This is a genomic window from Pseudomonas sp. 9Ag (genome assembly GCF_902506445.1).
Classification (GTDB): Bacteria; Pseudomonadota; Gammaproteobacteria; order Pseudomonadales; family Pseudomonadaceae; genus Stutzerimonas; species Stutzerimonas stutzeri_AB.
This window is the reverse complement of record NZ_LR733836.1, coordinates 315,578-335,348: the sequence shown is the minus strand read 5'-3', so window position 1 is coordinate 335,348 and position 19,771 is coordinate 315,578. Positions and strand designations below refer to the sequence as shown.

The 19,771-nt window shown below is 57.4% G+C and carries 15 protein-coding genes; 1 reads left to right on the top strand and 14 read right to left on the bottom strand.

What is annotated here, in order from left to right:
* Positions 1–61: 61 nt before the first annotated feature.
* On the bottom strand, positions 62–1,879 hold the full coding sequence (gene msbA, locus ALTERO38_RS01420) for a lipid A export permease/ATP-binding protein MsbA (protein WP_159967006.1): 1,818 nt from the start codon (positions 1,877–1,879) through the stop codon (positions 62–64).
* A 115-nt stretch (positions 1,880–1,994) separates the two neighbouring features.
* Between msbA and ALTERO38_RS01415 the strand changes: the two genes are divergently transcribed.
* A complete protein-coding gene (locus ALTERO38_RS01415) occupies positions 1,995–3,824 on the top strand; it encodes an O-antigen ligase family protein (protein ID WP_159967005.1) in 1,830 nt (609 codons plus the stop codon).
* 209 nt (positions 3,825–4,033) lie between these two features.
* Here ALTERO38_RS01415 and ALTERO38_RS01410 read toward each other — a convergent pair whose 3' ends face one another.
* From ALTERO38_RS01410 to glnE, 13 genes are all read right to left on the bottom strand, one after another.
* A complete protein-coding gene (locus ALTERO38_RS01410; protein WP_159967004.1) occupies positions 4,034–4,894 on the bottom strand; it encodes a glycosyltransferase in 861 nt (286 codons plus the stop codon).
* A complete protein-coding gene (locus ALTERO38_RS01405) occupies positions 4,887–6,023 on the bottom strand; it encodes a glycosyltransferase (RefSeq protein ID WP_159967003.1) in 1,137 nt (378 codons plus the stop codon). Before ALTERO38_RS01405 ends, ALTERO38_RS01410 begins: the two co-directional genes overlap by 8 nt.
* Positions 6,023–6,937 carry a glycosyltransferase family 2 protein gene (locus ALTERO38_RS01400; protein WP_159967002.1) on the bottom strand — a complete coding sequence of 305 codons (915 nt, stop codon included), beginning with the start codon at positions 6,935–6,937 and terminating at the stop codon, positions 6,023–6,025. The genes ALTERO38_RS01405 and ALTERO38_RS01400 overlap by 1 nt, the downstream gene beginning before the upstream one ends.
* Entirely contained in the window at positions 6,924–8,678 is a 1,755-nt protein-coding gene (locus ALTERO38_RS01395; RefSeq protein ID WP_159967001.1) for a carbamoyltransferase, read from the bottom strand. The genes ALTERO38_RS01400 and ALTERO38_RS01395 overlap by 14 nt, the downstream gene beginning before the upstream one ends.
* A 97-nt stretch (positions 8,679–8,775) precedes the next feature.
* On the bottom strand, positions 8,776–10,215 hold the full coding sequence (locus ALTERO38_RS01390; protein WP_159967000.1) for a lipopolysaccharide kinase InaA family protein: 1,440 nt from the start codon (positions 10,213–10,215) through the stop codon (positions 8,776–8,778).
* Positions 10,212–10,964 carry a lipopolysaccharide kinase InaA family protein gene (locus ALTERO38_RS01385; protein WP_159966999.1) on the bottom strand — a complete coding sequence of 251 codons (753 nt, stop codon included), beginning with the start codon at positions 10,962–10,964 and terminating at the stop codon, positions 10,212–10,214. The genes ALTERO38_RS01390 and ALTERO38_RS01385 overlap by 4 nt, the downstream gene beginning before the upstream one ends.
* Positions 10,961–11,698 (bottom strand): lipopolysaccharide kinase InaA family protein, encoded by a 738-nt coding sequence (locus ALTERO38_RS01380; protein ID WP_159966998.1) that lies wholly within the window; start codon positions 11,696–11,698, stop codon positions 10,961–10,963. The genes ALTERO38_RS01385 and ALTERO38_RS01380 overlap by 4 nt, the downstream gene beginning before the upstream one ends.
* The gene (gene rfaP / locus ALTERO38_RS01375) at positions 11,695–12,510 is read right to left on the bottom strand and encodes a lipopolysaccharide core heptose(I) kinase RfaP (protein WP_159966997.1); all 816 of its coding nucleotides are present in this window, start codon (positions 12,508–12,510) and stop codon (positions 11,695–11,697) included. The genes ALTERO38_RS01380 and rfaP overlap by 4 nt, the downstream gene beginning before the upstream one ends.
* Positions 12,507–13,628, bottom strand: coding sequence for a glycosyltransferase family 4 protein (locus ALTERO38_RS01370; RefSeq protein WP_159966996.1), 1,122 nt, complete (start codon positions 13,626–13,628; stop codon positions 12,507–12,509). Before ALTERO38_RS01370 ends, rfaP begins: the two co-directional genes overlap by 4 nt.
* Complete coding sequence (gene waaC / locus ALTERO38_RS01365) at positions 13,628–14,629, bottom strand: lipopolysaccharide heptosyltransferase I (RefSeq protein WP_159966995.1); 1,002 nt, start codon at positions 14,627–14,629, stop codon at positions 13,628–13,630. Before waaC ends, ALTERO38_RS01370 begins: the two co-directional genes overlap by 1 nt.
* Positions 14,630–15,664 carry a lipopolysaccharide heptosyltransferase II gene (waaF, locus tag ALTERO38_RS01360; protein WP_159966994.1) on the bottom strand — a complete coding sequence of 345 codons (1,035 nt, stop codon included), beginning with the start codon at positions 15,662–15,664 and terminating at the stop codon, positions 14,630–14,632. It abuts the gene before it with no gap.
* 79 nt (positions 15,665–15,743) lie between these two features.
* A complete protein-coding gene (ilvE, locus tag ALTERO38_RS01355; protein ID WP_159966993.1) occupies positions 15,744–16,667 on the bottom strand; it encodes a branched-chain-amino-acid transaminase in 924 nt (307 codons plus the stop codon).
* 43 nt (positions 16,668–16,710) lie between these two features.
* Positions 16,711–19,656: a bifunctional [glutamate--ammonia ligase]-adenylyl-L-tyrosine phosphorylase/[glutamate--ammonia-ligase] adenylyltransferase gene (glnE, locus tag ALTERO38_RS01350; RefSeq protein ID WP_159966992.1), complete on the bottom strand. Its 2,946-nt coding sequence runs from the start codon at positions 19,654–19,656 to the stop codon at positions 16,711–16,713.
* Positions 19,657–19,771 lie beyond the last annotated feature (115 nt).

Here is a 19,771-nt window from a genome sequence, read left to right as displayed (position 1 = left end):
GCCGGCGCAGCGCTGGCTTGAGCGGGCATGGCAAGCATCGGCCTTGGCGCGCAATGCCCGCTTATGCCGATTCATCGCTCCTGAATTGTGTTTCGTGCAAGCGGGAGTATGGGCCGTTGGTCAGGAGCAGTTGCGCATGGGTGCCACGCTCCACAATGCGACCTTGCTCCATCACCAGGATCAGATCGGCCTTCTCGATCGTGCTTAGCCGATGGGCGATGACCAGCGTCGTACGCCCTGCCATCGCATGATCCAGTGCACCCTGAATATGCCTCTCAGACTCTGTATCCAGCGCTGACGTAGCCTCGTCCAGAATCAGAACCGGTGCGTTCTTCAGCAGCGCGCGGGCAATGGCCAGACGCTGGCGCTGCCCACCGGAAAGCAGCACGCCATTCTCACCGACAGGAGTATCGTAGCCCTGAGGCATCTGCTGAATAAATTCATCGGCATAGGCATCGCGAGCGGCGCGCTGGATATCCTCGAGCGGGGCGCCCGCCAGGTCGCCATAAGCGATGTTGTTGGCGACCGTATCATTGAACAGTGTGACCTGCTGAGTGACTAAAGCGATGTGCCGGCGCAGATTGCGAAGGGTGTAATCCTCGATCTCCATACCGTCGAGCAGGATCTGCCCACGATCATGGTGGTAGAAGCGCGGAATCAGGTTGGCCAGGGTCGACTTGCCACTGCCCGACCGCCCAACCAGCGCCACCATCTGCCCAGGCTCGACGTTGAAACTGACGTCGTGCAGCACCTGCTTGTCCGTACCTGGATAGACGAAGCTCAGGTCGCTGACGTCCAGTTTTCCGGTTACTTTCTCGCGCTCGAACGTGCCCTTGTCGACTTCTGGCGACTCGTCGAGTTGCTCGAAAATACTTTCTGCTCCAGAAACGCCTTTCTGGATCGTAGAACTCACCTCTGAGAGCTGCCGGATGGGTTTGGGCAGCAAACCGGCAAGCGTAATGTAGGCGACCAGATCACCCGCCGACGCGTCTCCACGCATGTACAGCACCAGGAACATCAGCACTGCCATCGCGCTGTAAATTACCAACTGCAATGTAGGGGTGTAGACCGCATTGGTCTTGACCATGCGGAGCTGCTTGCCGGTGTTGTCGCTACTGGCATCAAAAAATCGACTCTGCTCATACGACTCGCCACCGAAGCTACGCACCACCCGGTAACCTTGAATCGTCTCGGACGCCACATGGGTGACGTCACCCATCGCGACCTGAATCTTCTTGCTCTGCTTGCGAAACTTCTTGCTGGCGCTGGATACCATTACACCGATGAGTGGCAGAATCGCCACCATCACGAGCGTCAGCTTCCAGTTCATCCACAACAGCGTGGCGAACAAGAAGATCACGGTCATGCCCTCCCGCACCACTACCTTTATCGCGTCCGTCGCGGCACCGGTCACCATCGTCACGTTATAGGTAATACGCGAAATTAGATGGCCGGAATTGTGGCTATCAAAGTAGCGGTTAGGCAAGACGAGCAGGTTGTTGAATAGCGACACCCGCAAATCATGCACCAAGCCCAGAGAAACGCGGGCAAGAAAATAGTTGCCCAAGAAGGAGCCTACGCCTTGCATGATGGCAATCAGCACGATCAACAGTGGGACGGCTTGCAAAAGCTTGAGGTCTGCCAGCCAAGCCTGACCGTTTAGGTAAGGCACCTGAGCAAAAAAACTGCCGCCCGGATTGTTCAGCCCATCCACAAAGAACTTGAGGATATAGCCGAGCATCGGCTGGGTAGAGGCAAAAATCAGAAAGCCCAAAATGCTGAGGCCGAATAACCCCACATAGGGCTTCACATAGCCAAGCAGCCGAAAATAAATGGTCACGCTTGAAGTCTGGCTCTCGCTAGAGCGGTTATCAGGCATACGTCCACGCGTTAACGTTTGAAGAGACGCGAGAGATTACCATACAGCCATGGCTGCCTCGGTCCGGGCTAATGCATTACTATGCTGGGCTTTTAGCAATAGCCGAAGTATTCCTGTGATTCGATTAGCCCACTGTACTCGCTGGCTGGATGCGTTCGTCGCCGGCCGCTTGCTTATAGCTGGTTATGTGGTGTTGTTGACCGGCTTGTTCTGGGTAAACGACACCAGCTCATACACCAAGCTCTACTACGCGCTGCTGGCCGCGCCCACGCTAATCGTTATGCTTGCCAAACCTCAGTATTGGCGAATGCTGATTCGTGAACCTATCGTGATGGCGTTTCTCGTCATGGCCGCGTGGCTATTGTTGAGTCTTTCCTGGACTCAGACTGAAGATGACCCAAGCAGTCTCGCCAAACGGCCGTTATACGTATTCATGATGTTCGCTGCCTGCGCCATCATCGCGCTGAAGGATCAGCAAAGGTTATTAAAAGCGCTACGCATTGCAGCCATGCTGGCGTCGGCAGCAGCCATGGCGGGCTTGGCAATTTTTCTGTCAAGGAATGACGGCGGGCGCATGATCGGCACCGGAGCCCTGTCCAACCCCCTTCTGTCGTCTCATGTATACGGTTTTTTTTGTGCTTACTGGATGGCCGTATGGCTGACGGATCGCGACGGCCCATCTTGGCTTCCCATCATGTTCGCGGCGCCACTAATAGCGGCCTTGCTGGCGACGGGTTCACGAACCCCCTTAATGGCGCTGGGTATGGTGAGCATCTGGATGGCGGCTTTAGGAGGGCGGCGGGCACTCTATTTGGTAGCTGCGATGGCTTTTATCGTCATATCTGGATTCTTACTGAGGCCAGACGTATTGCTACAACGGGGTTTGTCATTCCGACCTGAACTATGGGGCGAAGCCATACGCCAGGCGTCTGAGCACCCATGGGTCGGTCACGGATACGGCGCTGAGTTCACATTCACGATAGCAGGGCTCGGACGTACCTTAAGCGATCCACATAATGTTGAACTGGCAGTGCTCCTAGAGCTCGGAATAGTCGGTTTAACCCTTTGGCTAGTCATGTATGCGATTGCGCTTGTACGCTGCCTGAACAAACAAGCATGCCTCCAGCTGGCATCCGCACTGGCGGTGTACGGACTGGCTGCCGGCCTTACTGAAGGCAGCAATTTCCTATCTCGCCCGAACGAAAATTGGTTTCTTATCTGGATACCGCTTTCGTTCATCGCCGCACTCTCCATCAGCCTGCGTCAAAAGGGGCCACTGCTCAATGCCCTAACTGAGGAACAGTTCAACCACTTACTGCAAGGTGCGGATGTAATCGAAGCAGACGGCCATGGGGTAAAGGTCGCGAAACTTGCGGACGGCACATACCTGAAACTGTTTAGGCGCAAGCGCTTTTTTTCAACTGCACTTTGGGCGCCTCCATCGCGCCGGTTTGCAAGTAACGCACAGCACTTACGACTACTGGGCGTGCCAGCACCAGCAGTAAGTAAGCTCATACAAATTAAGACGTCAAAGGTCGATGGCGTTCTATACCTGCCCCTTCCAGGCGATACGCTACGCAACCGCTGGAGAGCCCTAACCGATGCCGAGCGGGAATTAGAAATAGAAGCATTTGGAGCCTTTCTCGGACACCTTCACCAACTAGGGATTTATTTTCGCTCGCTGCATCTGGGTAACGTCATCAAGCTGCCGGACGGAAGTTTTGGCCTGATTGACGTATCCGACATGTCGATCAGCAACGAACCGCTTAAGCCTTGGAAGCGTCGCCGTAACCTAACCCATATGCTGCGCTATGGAGAGGATAGTAACTGGCTAGCGGTACAGCACGTCTCCTCTTTGACGGAAGGCTATGCGGAACATTGCGGTCAAAGAGCCGCCCTGAAGCTGAACCAACAACTCAACCGGCTCGTTCATGCCACCCAGTGACTCGATATTACTGCAAAGCGAAAAGATGCTTGCCATCATCGCACGGGCATAGGGCTGGATCCATCAGTTAACCTGCGATGCCCTCTCGCCTGCTGCCCGGCAAGAACGCAGTATCTCCTTGATTTTTCCGAAATGGAAAACCCAAGTCGCCACTGCGTTGTGCGATTTCGCCAACACTATATGGAGCGCCTAGGCTGAAGTTTTCACGCTTAGCCAAAAACCAAACGCACCAAGCCACGTATTGTCTTTCCGTTCCAGAAGCGTACTGGCAGTTGCCGCAGCAATTCCCGCGAAAGCTGCTTATCGTCACGGGCGCTCTTTAGCACCATGGAATTTAAAAACTTTGCGCAAGCGCTTGGATAAGCTGGATGATCACTGAAGCATGCGTAAGTTGCCATGACTTGCTCCACCATGAAGCGCCGGTCCTTATAGGTGTTGGCACCATGTACTCGGTATTTGGCCAGAACCTCGCTTAGCACATCGATGAAATAGCCTGCATAAGCGATTTTTAACTCGACCTGTAAATCTTCGAGACGAATTGTCGGATCAAACCCACCCACAGCTTGCAAAGCTTCGCGACGAAACAACAAGGTAGGTGCTGGCGGCCCATCTTCAAGAGCGTTAAACATTGAATTGAAATCGAGTCGACGAAATGGCCTCGCACGGCACCGCTTCTGAATGAGATTTCCTTGCGCATCAATCGTTTTAATATTGCCTGCACATATCCCGACTTCGGGCTTACCTTCCATATAGGCGACCTGTGTCGCTATACGTTCCGACAACATCACATCGTCTGAGCCCAGCGGCGCAATCAGACTCCCTTTTGCACGGGCAATACTCTCGTTTAGCGTCCTAGAAAGCCCTTGGTTCGGCTGAACTCTGAAATCAAACCCGTATTTTTCATGTAAGCGCCGAATACGCTCCACACTGTCATCCTTGGACCCATCATCTACAACCAGCAATTCGATGTTCGGATAGGTTTGCTCAATAACACTAAGAATGCTTTCCTCGATATACGGCGCATGATTATAAGAGGCAATTATTACCGTCACCAAAGGAAGTTCAGTCATGGCACGACCTATTCAACATATCTTCTAATAGCTCTCGATATTGCTTCCGAAAATCATCGATAGCATGTGCCCGGCAAAGATAATCATATGAGTGCCGCCCTTCTTGCACACGCTCATTTTCTGACAGCGACATAACTTCACGCAGTCGCTCCGCCAACACCAAGGGTTTGCCTACTGGATACGTACGCCCGCCGCTATCTTCCAAGATAGGTCGCATGCTATCGATATCAGAGCCTATAACTGGCAACCCGGCACTCATTCCCTCGAGCAATGCGAGTGGCAAGCCCTCACTAATCGAAGACATTACAAACACGTCGTATGCTTTGACAAATTGCAATGCATCATCACGCGACCCCAGCAAACGCACTCGCGCCTCCACGCCATGAGCGCGGATGAAAGCTTCTAGCTCCTGACGTGAGCGCCCTTCGCCGATAATGGCAAGCAGCGCTTTAGGAAACTCATCCTTTATCTCGACAAACGCTTGCAGCAAGTGTATGTGCGCCTTTACCGGCACCAGTCGGCCTATTGTTCCAATTACAAATGCGTCTTGAGGTAAATCGAGTAGCTGACGCGCATGCGACTTAGAATGTTGCAAGCGCTCGGCACGGGATATATCGATGGCATTATTGATCTGGCGAACATTTTCCGGACTGCCCGCGCCGCTTGCGATTAAATCATTGTAGACGGCTCGAGACACGCCAACTAACCGCCAAGCTTTATTCATTAATAACCGCGACTCCCACCGACGATATGCACGATCATATTCGCCAAGACCATGTAAAACCCCAATGCAGACAGGAATGCGTAAGAAGCGGTTGAGCAACATCATCATATTGATGGGTTTGAAGCGATGCGCAACGACGGCATCGTAATTTTGAGCACGGCAGTGCTTGTAGAGCCTCCATAGCGCGTTGACACGCAGCCCCTTAGTCGAGGCACTACTCAGACCAAAATACTCCGAGCGCACCGCCCTACTCTCAGGTTCGCCGGGCTCTGGACCACCACGCAGGAAAACAGTGGTCACCTCGTATATATCGCTTGGTAGCCCCTGGATTATCTGCTCAGCTAAATCAGAGGCATTCACGTTAAAGCTATTTTGCAATTGTAAGACTTTTATTTTCGTCGCCATCAGTAATGACCCAACCACAACCGGAACGCTTTACGAACATAAGAGCCATTCAATACAACACGCCAATCATGCCGTAATGCTGTTTGGAAGTATGATTTAGCAGCCTCAACGTCACCTGCCAGATAGGCACTTCGAAACAGCGACAAACAGCGCTGAACAAAGAACTCATTTCTCAGCGCCTGAAATTCTTTACCCAGTCGTTGCGGGGAAAAAACCTCATCTACGAGAGCCAGCCCTCCGGATTTTGCATGACTAAATTGATGACGAAGACTGTCGTCGTGCTTGTGGATCAAGGCCAAAGGCTCAGCTAAAACGGTGCACGGATAATTAGCCAACACTTGGCTAAATACGGGAATATCTTCGGCGCTACGAAACCGCTCTGGGTAGTCCCCGCGAGAAAAGACTTCTCGGTGCATCGCACAAGCGCCGTTGGAGAGCGCGATATGCTTGCCCAGCAGGTAGCCTCGAAGCCGTTCCACTGGCGTATTGGGCAGGGCCTGGGGCAGATGAACACGGCGCTTACCGGTATCTGAGATGGCGCAATGCCCACCAATCACCATGCGGGCATGCCCATGCTCGGCAATATGTCTAGCGAGCAACCCCAAAGCGCCAGGCGCCAGCTCATCATCCGCATCGAGAAAAATCAGATAGGTCCCACGTGCTTCGCGGATGCCACGGTTGCGCACCGATGCCGCACCGCCATTTTCCTTGCGCAATGATCGGAATTGCGGCCGGGCTGCTAGTAATGCTTCGATTATTACTGGCGTATCATCAGTTGAACCATCGTCGATTACGATAAGTTCAGCTGAAGCTTCATCCAGTTGAACGAGCACCGACTCAACAGCACGAGGTAACGTTGCCGCATAGTTGTAAGCAGGGATAACGACGCTTATCAGCGGTTCATGCACCGTCATTCCTACCCATCCCATCTTTGACCACCAACACATCTTCCATGATCAAATACTGCAAGTCCGATCCGTAGAACATGTTCAATGCATCCGTCGGTGAGCAGATCATTGGCTCGCCGCGACGGTTGAGAGAGGTGTTCAGCGACACGCCGTTACCGGTGAGTTTTTCCAGCTCCAGCATCAGATCGTACCAGCGTGGATTATGGCGGCGTTCCAGGACCTGGGCGCGCGAGGTGCCGTCCTCATGCACCACTTCACCGACGCGCTCTTTCCAGCCCTCGTTGACCTCGAAGGTGAAGGTCATGAACGGGCTAGGATGGTCGACCTTGAGCATCTGAGCTGCAACGGTATCGAGCATGGATGGGCAGAATGGCCTCCAGCGCTCGCGGAACTTGATTTGCTCGTTAATCCGGTTGGCCACACCAGGAACGCTCGGGCAACCAATAATCGAGCGGCCGCCAAGCGCGCGCGGGCCGAATTCCATACGCCCCTGAAACCAGGCCACCGGATTGCCGTCGACCATGATCTGCGCGATTCGCTGCGGCATGTCGTCGATCTGCTGCCAAGTCGGCTTGCTCGGATGGCGCGCGCATGCTGCGATGATGTCTTCGTTCGAGTAAGAGGGCCCGAGGTAGACATGCTCCATTTTCTCGACAGGCACGCCCCGTTGATGCGAGACATACGCCGCCGCGCCTACCGCCGTTCCTGCATCGCCTGAAGCGGGTTGGACGAAGAGCTCTTTGACCTCGTCCCGGGCGATGATCTTCTGGTTGAGTTTGACGTTCAACGCACAGCCACCCGCGAAGGCGATCTTGCCGGTTTCGCGGATGATGTCGCCTAGGTAGTGATCCATCATCTGCAGCGCCAGCTTCTCGAACAAGGCTTGCATGGCAGCGGCATAGTGGATGTAGGGGTCGTCGGCGATATCGCCTTCGCGCTTAGGCCCCAGCCACTCGATCAGTTTGGGAGAGAAGTAATAGCCCTTGCCCTTTTCCTTGTAGCGGCGGAAGCCGATCACGTTGGCGTAATCAGTATTGATGACCAGCTCGCCATTCTCGAATTTGGCCAGGCGCGAAAAATCATACTTGGCGGCATCGCCATACGGCGCCATGCCCATGACCTTGAACTCGCCATCGAGCATCTCGAAGCCAAGGAATTCGGTAATCGCGCCGTAGAGCCCACCAAGCGAATCCGGATCGTAGAATTCTTTTATCTTATGGATGCGGCCGTTCTCGCCGTAGCCGAAAAACGTCGTGGCGTACTCACCCTTGCCGTCGATACCCAGGATTGCTGTTTTCTCGGTGAAACCGGAGCAGTGATAGGCACTCGATGCATGGGCCAGATGATGTTCAACCGGCTCGATTTTTATCTTCTTCAGATCGAATCCCAGTTGCTGCAGGCACCACTGGATTCGCTTGTGGTAGCGCTTGTAGCGGCGATTACCAAACAGAATGGCATCTAGCGCTCGATCCGGCGCGTACCAATAGCGCTTGGCGTAATGCCAGCGAGCTTTCTCGAGGATGCTGATCGGTGCAAACGGAATGGCGACCACATCGACATCGGCAGGTTTGATACCAGCCTGCTCCAGGCAGAATTTTGCTGATTCGTAGGGCATACGATTTTTCGCATGCTTGTCGCGTACGAAACGCTCTTCCTCGACGGCAGCGATCAGCTTGCCGTCGATATAAAGGGCGGCGGATGGGTCATGACTGAGGGCGCCGGAAAGGCCGAGAATTGTCAGTGCCACTGTAAAAAGCCTCTTGAGAAAGCAGCCTGGAGCTCAAAGCCGGAGGCTCGAAGCAATAGCGCGTTGTAGTACTAGCCCGTGGGCGTTTCTTCCAGCTTCAAGCGTCCTGCTCCAAGCTGCCTTTCGGTAAACGATGGTCCAGCAAACGGTACAAAGCGCTGTCGACGGGCCAGTTGCGCAGTAAGCGCTCACGGTCCTTGGCAAAAGCTTGACGGAATCGAGCATGGCTATGGTGCTGCTGCAGCGCATCCAAGTCGATCAGCGCCCAGCTGCCGTCCTGCCATAGAACGTTGGTACCTTTCAGATCGCCATGGCTGATGCGCTCACGAATCAGCGCTGCGAGTAACTGTTCAAGCGCCAGCAGTTCATGCTCCGGCGGAGCACCATCCACGTAGGGGGCGAAGCGCGCGATTATATCCTGCCCGCCTATATAGTCGGTAATCAGATAGCTGCGTGCGCGAAGACCGAGACGACGCATCTCGATCATGGCTAGCGGCTGCGGCGTGGCGATACCCAGCACCTCGAGGCGATGCGCCTCTACCCAGCTGTGCCACGCCCGAGATGGCCGCCAGAAGCGCTTGAGCCAGTGCATGACGCCCTTGATGTTGTAGCGTTTGACCACCAAGGGTCGGTCTTGGGTATCAACAAGCGCAACCGTGGCACTGCCGCCCCGCTTGAGCGCTACGCCTGCGGCAATGAAGCCATCCGGGTCTGCTAACACGCCGCGCAGTTCGGCTTCGTACTCGCGGCGTACAGCAACTACCCCGCCATGATCGCGGTGCACGCTGAACGCCGTGCAATCGCGTCCGACCTTCTTGAGGTAGCTGGCGAGGCGCTGCTGGCGGGCCACACGAGTCTTGTCCACAAGCGCCTCGAGCGGAAGGGCATGTGCACTGTTGACCAACAAGTAGTTCACCAATAGTTCTTCAATGAAGAACTCAAGAGCTGTGGGAAGCTGGGCGAAGAAGACAGCCAGGTTTTCCAGCACGCGATCCCTCGATAACGGCTGGCCAGGGGTCTCGGCACGAATGCCACCACCATCGATAAGGTAGAGCCGCTGCTCGTGGCGCATCAGGTTGTCCAGATGCAAATCGCTCTGCCAGAGACCCTTGGCATGTAGCGTTGCAATTTCGGCCAGCGCACTGCCAAGCACATCTCGCTGGGCTTCGCTCAATGGCAGCTGACGAGCCGCAGCGAGCCAGGCCTCGTGCAGGCTCTTTGCATCTTCGAGATATTCGAACAGCAGCCATCCACCGCCGCTATCCTCAAATCCCTTGTCCAGCAAGTTTGGCGTTGTGAGACGGTGCGCGGCGAGCAGCTGCGCACCGGCGAGTTCACGATCGAAATGACGCCGGGCGCGATCACCCACCATGAGTTTGGCAAGTACCTGGACACCTCGCCACTGAGCGCGAGCCACATAGCGCTGCCCCGGCAGTACACGCAGCCACTGCATGATATGCAGCTCGTCGGCTCCCAGCGCGATGATCATCGGAAGAGACGGGGTACGGCCAGCCGAGCGCAGCTGTGCGAGCTTCATGCCTTGGCTGCCTTGTAGTGGTGGCGCGCACGGATAGATTTCAGCCAGTCTTCAATCGCTCGGCTGTCAGCGTTTTCATCCAGGTAAGAGGCCAAGAGGTATCGCAACTCCTCTTCGCGCCACAACTCCGCACGACGGACCAATGCCTCTAGATCACGTATGCGGTCTCTTCGCCCCAGCAGCAAGCGAGTCTTTTCCAGATCGATCAGACATGCTTCGTAAGCGCCGAGATGTTCACGTAAGAAAATATGCTTGGGATAAAAACAACCATGCACCTCCCCTGCGCCATGTAGCTGACGAGCCAGCCTCCCGCAGGAAGCGAGTACCGCGTTGCGGCTCACAATCCCTATACCAGACCACCGATCAAGCAGACTACTCAGGTCCTGCCAACCATCCAGCGCACGAGTCAGCAGTACGGCGCTAACCTCACCTTGAGCGCGGCGCTGGGCGAAGAATGCAACGTCCAGAGTGGGGAGTTGCTTGTGCTGATAGCGACAAATGTTGCGAAACTCAGCGGCGAACGTCGGCTCTCCGAAAGGATGGCGCCAGCTGCGCGACAGATAATTACTTTGCCGCTTGAGGTAATAACCAGCGCCACCGATGTCCAGTCGGTACACACTGCTCCAACCGCCTTCGGCCGCATTCGGCGCATCGACGGCGTTCAGCTCCAAACGCCACAACGCGTCGAAACTATCAAGGCCTGCGCTGCGCAGTGAGCGGGCGTGCGCTGGCGAAATGAAATCTCTCATTCTCGTCCTTTGAAATAGACCAATATCTGCCTGATCAGCGCCCTGTCGTCGGCACCAAGCCGCCCTCGCCGACGATAGAGTAGGAAGAACCGCAGTCGCTGGGTTCGAGACAAGGTGCATCTGGCCACCTTATCCAGGCAGGCCAGGTCCTTGACGATACGATGCCGCAGAATCGGCCCCCACCAAAAGTCACCCGACGGACAATCAATCAGGAACAGCTTGCCCGCCTCATTGACCAATAGGTTGCGCCACTTCAGATCGTTGTGAGCGAAGCGATGGTCGTGCAGCGTCCGCGTCGCGCTTGCCAACTGTTCACTAAGCTGGCGCACCCACAAAGGATCCGCCAAGCGCGCATCGCCATCCTTAGCCATGGCCGCCATATCGACAGTGCCGGGCACCTCCAGAGTGATCAACGCCCCTCGCTGAAAGAATCCCGCACGGCGCTGCTGCCCCCAGGCAACCAGTGGCGCAACAGCCACACCCCAATCGTGGAAATGCTGCAAGTTCTGCCACTCAGCTTCGACCCGCGGACGCCCGATGAAACGCCGCAAACCTTTACCCGCAGCCCAATAGCGTTTTATGTAATAACGCTGCCCGGCAACGCTGACACGAAGTACCTCGGACAATGGATCACGCGTTATTGGCTCGCCGCTCAATGCGAACACTGTCTCAAGACTGCCAAAGGCACGCACCGCGTCGGCGTTTACTCCATCAGCGACTTGCCAACGAATCACCCCTGCGCACCTGTCGCGTATTTGCGTTGGAATCGGCTCTGCAGCTTTTCGGACTTGCGTTGCAGCCAGGAGAGTAACGAAGCCTCCTCGCGCAAGACCTCGCGTAATGGCCGCTGAAAATAGACCTGCAGAAAACGCAACTTGTCGCGCTGCGTCAGGCCGATGCCCAACGCTGAAAAGTACAACCCTGCCAGGTCCTTGTCGCGCCAGCGCCGGGGGGTATTGCTGCGGGTCTGGGCACGATGCAGGTCGATCAAGGAAAGACGGAAGCCATCGGCCGTTACCGGCCTATCGGTGTGCAATAGGAAATGGCAGATGTAACAGTCTCGATGGTTTACACCGGCGTTATGCATAGCGCCGGTCATGCGCGCCACCTCAACGATCAGTGCTCGTTTTAAGCGCGGATCGGGCGGGTTGCTTAACCAGTCGGCGCTGTAATCTTCGAGGCTGACTGTCGGCGCCAGCTCTTCGGTGATGATGAACGAATGTTGTGTGGCGGGATTGCTGCCGCGCTCGCCGTAGGCTACTGCCGTCATGGTCGGTACACCCACATCATGCAGGCGCTGGATGGCTCGCCACTCCTGCCCCGCTCCGAGCACTGGCAGCTTGGCCGTGCTGAGGTTCTTGACGATCTCGCCCCAGCCGATGCCGCGGTGGATCTTGACGAAGTAACCGCGTCCGTCGACCTCTGTGCGCAGCGTGCGCCGGCCTTCAAGCTCTCGGTAGACCTGCCCTTGCAACTGCTCCACGGCCTCGAACGGATCGCGACCGGCCCATAGGGTTTTGAAGGGTTCAGCGACGATCAGCTTCATGAGCGCTCCGCAAGGATCACGTCGGCAGCCCGCTCGGGCATGCTGTAAAGATCGGCGCGCTCGGCAAACGCGAGGGCATTCTGCGACCAAAGAACTCGCTGTTCATTGCTCGCCAACATTTCGGCCAGCAGACGATCAAGGGTGTCTTGGACGAACGGCGTGGGCACTACACGGCCACAGTCGGCATCGGCAATGTAGTGTGCATAGCCGCACACATCAGTGACCAAGACCGGAAGCCCGGCAACCAGCGCTTCTAGCAACACAGTACCGGTATTTTCGTTGTACGCAGGATGGATCAGCAGGTCCGCTCCGAGCAGAAAGCGGGGGATGTCGCTGCGGCCTTTGAGAAACTCGACCTGAGTGGCTACACCCAGCTTCTTGGCCTGCATTAAAAACGGCTGGGGATCGTCCTGACCTACAACGAACAGGCGTGTCCGCTTCTTCAGTTCGCGAGGCAGCGAAGCGACGGCTCTAAGGCTGCGGTCGAGTCCCTTAGTTTTGAACCCGGAACCGATCTGCACCAACAAGAGGTCATCGTCCTCTAGCTTGAACTCACGACGGAAATCGGCCCGAATCTCTGCGGCATTGGACGGCGCCCGTCGATCCTGGGCAATGCCCGGCGGCAGTAGATGAAAACGGCCGGCGGGCGTCGCGTAGTGTTTGACGAACAGCGGCTGCTGCACCTCTGAAATCATCAGGATTTCGGTATTGGACCGAGGCTCGAATACTGCTCGCTCGTATTCCGCGAAATGCTTGTAGCGGCCCCAGCGGCGGTAGATCGGATTGCGCAGTGTCTGAGCTTTATCTTCAAAACAGGGATCTGCGGCGTAATAAACGTCAAGCCCCGGCATCTTGTTGAAGCCGACCACTCGATCTACTGGTCGCTTGGCCAGGTCGGTTTCAACCCAGGCAGTGAAGCGCTCGTTGCGGGTGTGATTGAAGATCGCCTTGACCGGCGCTATCAAGACTTCGAAACCCGCAGGCACTTCGCCCTCCCAAATCATCGCGTAGACCCGGATTGCATGGCCGCGGCGCTGGCACTCCAGGGCTATGCGCATGAAGTCGCGCTGTAGCCCGCCGAACGGAAAGTACTTATAGAGGATAAAGGCCAGTTGCATCAGGGCGTCTCCGATGACCGCAACAGGGCCTTGAGTTCACTTGCGACGCGCTCAGAAGGCAGCTCGTCAAAACAGGGTTTGTGGCGGTCACCTTTGCCGGCGTTCGGCCCAGGCGCGCACAGGTGTATTTGGGAACGGCCATATGCACCGACGCGGCCCGGCAACGTGGGGCCGTAGAGCGAAATACTCGGAACATCCAAGGCGGCGGCGAGATGACCAAGCCCCGTATCAACCGCTACACAAGCACGCGCGCCGGCGACCACCTTGGCAACACCACCCAGATTGAGCCTGGGCAATACCGAAGCACCTGGCAGATCTTTAGCGATTCGTTCGGCTCGGGCCTTTTCCTCCGCGTTACCCCAGGGCAAGCGGATCGCCCAGCCGAACTCGCTCATGCGCTCGGCCAGTTCGCGCCAGTAACGCTCCGGCCAATGCTTGCTTGCCCAGGTGGTGCCGTGCAGGAAAAGTAAATAAGGCTGCTCGACGGGCGTAGCCAGCTGGCTGCGATCCAAGCCGTACTCAGCGACTGCTGCGGGAGCCGGATAACCGAGCGCCTGGGCAAATAACTGTCGTACCCGCTCGAGAGCATGCTGTTCCCGCGGCACGCTGTAGCATCGGTCATAAAACCGCGCCGCCAGCGGTTCGCGAATCGAGGCACGATCGAAACCGGCGACAGGCGCCGTGACGTAACGGGTTAACCAAGCGCTTTTCAGCAGTCCCTGGGCATCGATGACCAGGTCGTAACGGGTCTCGCGCAGACGCGCCTTGAAGCGCCTCCACTCACCTGAGCGAAGGGTTTGCAGAGGATGTTTGCGCCAGCGACGAATCGCCACGGGGATCACCTGCGCCACCGCAGGGTGCCAGGCAGGGATCTCAGCGAAACCCTCCTCCACCACCCAGTCGAACTGGATACCCGGAATGGCGCGCTGGGCGTCGGTCAACGCCGGAAGCGTATGGACCACGTCACCCAGCGAAGAGGTCTTGACCAGCAAAACCCTCACTCAGCGCACCTCGACCGGCTGGGGAACCAGGCGCCCCAGCGCCTCGATGACCGGGCGCGGTTTCAGTTCGCGCATGCAGTTGTTATGACCGAAACGGCAGGTGCGCTCGAAACATGGACTGCAATCGAGCCCCAGACGTACAACCTCAACCTGCTCGGACAAAGGTGGCGTGAAAGCCGGCGATGTCGAGCCATAGACGGAAACCAGCGGCCGCCCGAGCGCGGCGGCTACGTGCATCAGCCCCGAGTCGTTGGACACCACCGCCTCGGCGCAGGAGAGCAAATCGATGGCTTCAGCCAGACTGGTGTCGCCCGCCAGGTTCAGGGCCTCTTCACGCAGCCCGGGAATCAACTGCTGCAGGATCTCTTCACCGACAGCATGGTCGTTCTTCGAGCCAAACAACCAGACCTGCCAGCCTTCACGGATCTTCACCTCGGCGACCTTGGCAAAATGCTCGGCCGGCCAACGCTTGGACTCACCAAACTCGGCACCGGGACAAAGCGCCAGCACCGGGCGATCCAGTGAAAGCCCGAAACGCGCCAACGCTGCGTCGCGGGTCTCCTCGACGATCCGCAGCGACGGCTTCGGGTACGGCTGGGGCAGCTCGGCGCCGGGCTCGAAGGCCAGCGCCATGAAGCGCTCGATCATCAGCGGATAGCGTTGTTTATCCAGCTTGCGCATGTCATTGAGCAGGCCGAATCGCATCTCACCACGCCAGCCGGTACGCTTGGGTATGCCCGCAAAAAACGGCACCAACGCAGACTTCAGCGAGTTGGGCAGCAGGATTGCCTGCTGATACTGCCCACGCAGGCTCGCCGCGATAGTGCGTCGGGTCGCCATGTCGAGCACACCGTGACCCACCGGAAAACTCAACGCCTGCCTGACCTCGGGCATTCGTTCGAGGATCGGCCGGCTCCACTCCGGCGCGAGCACGTCGATCTGGCAGTCGGGATGGCGTTGTTTCAGGCAGACGAACAACGTCTGCGCCATCGCCATGTCGCCGACCCAACTAGGACCCACAATCAGAATATTCATAAAGGCAGCTTCACGCTTCGGGCCTCAGGCTGCAAGCGCAGGCCGCTCAAGCAGGTCGCGCTTACGGCGGACACGGCGCTTACTTGACCAGCGTCCGCCATTCAGCGTGCGCATCGGTCTTGCCGGAAACCAGATCGAAATAGGCTTTCTGGATGCGCTCGGTTACCGGGCCGCGACGGCCAGCACCAATATTTCGACCATCAACTTCGCGGATCGGAGTGACTTCTGCAGCAGTACCGGTGAAGAAGGCTTCATCAGCGATATAAACCTCATCGCGGGTAATGCGCTTCTCGACCACTTTGATACCCAGCTCGTCGGCCAGGGTCAGCACGGTGCCACGAGTGATGCCATTGAGGCACGCAGTAACTTCAGGGGTGTAGATCACGCCGTCTTTGATGATGAAAATATTCTCGCCTGAACCCTCAGCCACATAGCCTTCCGGATCCAGCATCAATGCCTCGTCCGCGCCGCCGGAGATGGCTTCCTGTAGTGCCAGCATGGAGTTGATGTAAGCGCCGTTGGATTTGGCGCGGGTCATGCTGATGTTGACGTGATGACGCGTGAAGGAACTGGTGCGGACCTTGATACCGACTTCCAGCGCTTCGTCGCCCATGTAGGCGCCCCAGTGCCAGGCGGCGACGATCACATGTACTTTCAGGCCGCTGGCGCGCAGCCCCATACCTTCTGATCCGTAGAAAACCATCGGACGGATATAGGCGCTTTCAAGGTTGTTCTCACGTACAGCGGCGCGGGTCGCCTCGTTAATTTCCTCTTTCGAGTACGGCATCTTCATATTCATGATGTGCGCCGAATCGAACAGGCGATCCGTGTGGGCCTGCAAGCGGAAGATCGCGGTGCCGGCCGGTGTGTTGTAGGCACGCACGCCCTCAAACACGCCCATGCCGTAATGCAGGGTGTGGGTCAGCACATGAGTGGTCGCATCGCGCCACTGCACCATCTCACCGTCATACCAGATCACGCCATCACGATCGGCCATCGACATTGTTGCCACCTCAAGATTCGATAAATGCTGTTTGCAGACGAGTTCAGCTGAGTCCCAGCTCACGCCAGATGCGCATCACCGCGCGACGCTCGTCTTGAAATTGGTCCCCGCTCACAACGCCAGGCAGTTTCTGCAGTGATTGCCGGTGGGCCGCGGCGCGGTATGCCTTGTAGGCATCCTGCAGCAGCCGAACCTCATCGCCGGTCATCAATCCGGCCTGCTCCAACCCATCGAGGATGCGGATATTGTCGGTATAGCGCAGCAGTTGCGGATGCTGGTGCGACCACGCCAAAGCCGCGTATTGCACCATAAATTCGATATCCACGATACCACCGGCGTCCTGCTTGAGATTGAACTCGCTATCAGCCAGGAAGGCTTTTTCAGCAGTGCCGGCACCGGTTGCACGAGTGCCAAGGTTGTCGCGCATCTTGGCGCGCATCTCGCCGACCTCACCACGCAACTGCTCAAGATCTCGCGAGCGCCCTAGCACCGAAGCCCGAACCTTCTCGAAATCTGCTGCCAGCTGAGAGCAGCCCACCAAGACTCGAGCGCGCACCAGCGCCTGATGCTCCCAGGTCCAGGCCTCCTCACTCTGGTAGCGATTGAAGGCGCCCAGCGAGCTCACTAGCAAGCCGGAGACGCCTGACGGACGAAGGCGCATATCGACCTCGTAGAGCTGCCCCGAGGTAGTCTGCGTAGTAAGGAGATGAATGATGCGCTGCCCGAGGCGGGTATAGAACTGCGCGCCATCGATGGGTTTGGCGCCGTCGGTCTCGGCGTTCGGGTCACCGTCATGAATGAACACCAGATCCAGGTCGGAGCCGTGTCCCAGCTCGATTCCACCGACTTTGCCATAGCCCACGATGATAAAGGCCGGATCGCACAGCGAACCGTCTGCACGCTGCGGCTGGCCGTGCCGTGCGACGGTGTGGCGCCAGGCCAGTGCCAACACCTCTTCGAGAATGGCCTCCGCGAGCCAGGTCAGGTAATCGCTGACTTTCATAAGCGGCAGCGTGCCGGCAATCTCGGACGCTGCGACACGTAAACGGTGCGCCAGCTTGAAGTGGCGCAATGCTTCCATTTGCTGTTCGAGATCGTCTTCGGGAATGCGTGCTAGCCGCTCGCGCAACTCGGCAGCGAGCTCCGGCGCCTGTGGAGGACTGAACAGCCGGCCGGCATTGAGCAGCTCGTCGAGCAGCAACGGGAAGCGGGTGATCTGCTCAGCGATCCAAGGGCTTCCGGCACAAAGCTCAAGCAGCCGCTGCAACGCGCCTGGGTTTTCAGTCAGCAGTACGAGATAAGCCGAACGCCGAGCCACCGCCTCGACCAGAGGAAGCACGCGTTCCAGCACCAGATCCGGATCGTCCTGTTCAACCGCCTGAGCCAGAAGCCGCGGGATGAAGGCATCGAGACGCTCCCGCCCCAACCGCTGCATGGTGCGCACCTGATTGCCGCTGCGCAAGGCAGCGAGTCGCTGGCAAGCGGTCTGACCATCACGAAAACCCGCATCGCTCAACTGACGACAGGCGAATTCCTCGTCCCAGTCCTGCTCCCACAACGGCAGCCATTCGCCGCCGACCAACGTCTCGCCTTCGGCGCTTTCGTCTTCATCGGGATCGGCAATGACCTGACGGAAATGCCAGTCAACCCGGCCGCGCCAATAGAGAAGCTGCTGGTGAAAGGCCTCCCAGTCAGCGAAGCCCATGATCAAGGCGACGCGATCACAGTCGGTCTGATTCTCCGGCAGCATCTGCGTCTGTCGATCATCGATGGCCTGCAGCGCATGTTCGGTGTAGCGCAAAAACTCATAGCCTTCGCGCAACTCTTCCACGGCAGCAGCCGGCAGATAGCCCTGCCCGGCCAAGGTTGTCAGCACCTTGAGCAAGGGGCGCTGCTGCAAGCTAAGGTCGCGCCCTCCATGGATGAGCTGGAAAGCCTGGGCGATGAACTCCACCTCGCGGATGCCACCGGAGCCCAGCTTGATGTTGGCGGCCATGCCTTTGCGCCGGACCTCCTGCTGGATCAACTGTTTCATGGTGCGCAGCGCATCGATCGCGGAAAAATCGAGATAGCGCCGGTAAACAAAGGGCCTGAGCATTTCCAGCAGCTCTTTGCCCGCCGCTTCGCTGCCGCCGACCACGCGCGCCTTGATCATGGCGTAGCGCTCCCAGTCGCGCCCCTGATCCTGGTAATACTGCTCAAGCGCATTGAAGCTCAACACCAGCGAGCCGGACGAGCCATAGGGCCGCAATCGCATGTCCACGCGAAAAACGAAACCATCGACTGTCGGCGCGTCGAGCGCCTTGATCAGCCGCTGCCCGAGGCGAACGAAGAACTCCTGATTATCCAGAGAGCGCTTTGCCCCAACTGTCTCGCCACCTTCTGGATAGCCAAAGATCAGGTCGATATCCGAGGACAGATTCAGTTCACGTGCGCCCAGCTTGCCCATGCCAAGCACAACCATGTGCTGAGCATCGCCGCTGCGTCGACCAGTCGGAACGCCAAACTGCTCGCAGTGGCGCTCGTATAGCCACTGGTACGCCAGGTCGATACAGGCGTCAGCCATGTCGGACAGATCGCCGCAGGTCTCGGCAAGAGCAGCCTGGCGAGTCAGGTCACGCCAGATAATTCGCACCTGCTGGCGGTTGCGGAACCGCCGCAGCCGGCGAGCCAGGCTATCTTCATCAGTGCAATCGCCAAGCAGCTGGGTGAGCGCCGCACGCATTTCACCATCCTTTAGCGATCGCTCCAGCAAGCCGCTTTCGGCCAGCTGCAGCAGCATCTCGGGATCTCGGCTAACCTGTTCGCTGACGAAGTCGCTGGCGGCGCAAACCCGACCGAAGGCCTCGCGGCGAGAGGCTGGCCATGCTGAAAACAGCTGCTCGGCCTGCTCCGATGTGTCGCGCAAGGCGTCGAGGAACGTCTCCTCAGCACGGGTGACCAAAGGTTGAAGCGACGTCGGCAGTGCAACCAGCGATGGCAAACTCATGAATGTTCCTTTGTACAAGAACGGCCAGAAGGATAGCGATAACGTCCGGAGTAGAGCCCCTGACGCCGGAGCCAGCCCGCCCGACCGACCCGTCACATTGTAGTTTTACTACGAA

Coding starts and splice junctions, on each gene's coding strand:
- msbA (WP_159967006.1), bottom strand. CDS start 1,879: ATGCCTGATAACCGCTCTAGCGAGAGCCAGACTTCAAGCGTGACCATT.
- ilvE (WP_159966993.1), bottom strand. CDS start 16,667: ATGTCGATGGCCGATCGTGATGGCGTGATCTGGTATGACGGTGAGATG.
- ALTERO38_RS01385 (WP_159966999.1), bottom strand. CDS start 10,964: ATGAGAGATTTCATTTCGCCAGCGCACGCCCGCTCACTGCGCAGCGCA.
- glnE (WP_159966992.1), bottom strand. CDS start 19,656: ATGAGTTTGCCATCGCTGGTTGCACTGCCGACGTCGCTTCAACCTTTG.
- ALTERO38_RS01400 (WP_159967002.1), bottom strand. CDS start 6,937: ATGACGGTGCATGAACCGCTGATAAGCGTCGTTATCCCTGCTTACAAC.
- ALTERO38_RS01410 (WP_159967004.1), bottom strand. CDS start 4,894: ATGACTGAACTTCCTTTGGTGACGGTAATAATTGCCTCTTATAATCAT.
- ALTERO38_RS01390 (WP_159967000.1), bottom strand. CDS start 10,215: ATGAAGCTCGCACAGCTGCGCTCGGCTGGCCGTACCCCGTCTCTTCCG.
- waaF (WP_159966994.1), bottom strand. CDS start 15,664: ATGAATATTCTGATTGTGGGTCCTAGTTGGGTCGGCGACATGGCGATG.
- ALTERO38_RS01405 (WP_159967003.1), bottom strand. CDS start 6,023: ATGGCGACGAAAATAAAAGTCTTACAATTGCAAAATAGCTTTAACGTG.
- ALTERO38_RS01370 (WP_159966996.1), bottom strand. CDS start 13,628: ATGCAACTGGCCTTTATCCTCTATAAGTACTTTCCGTTCGGCGGGCTA.
- rfaP (WP_159966997.1), bottom strand. CDS start 12,510: ATGAAGCTGATCGTCGCTGAACCCTTCAAAACCCTATGGGCCGGTCGC.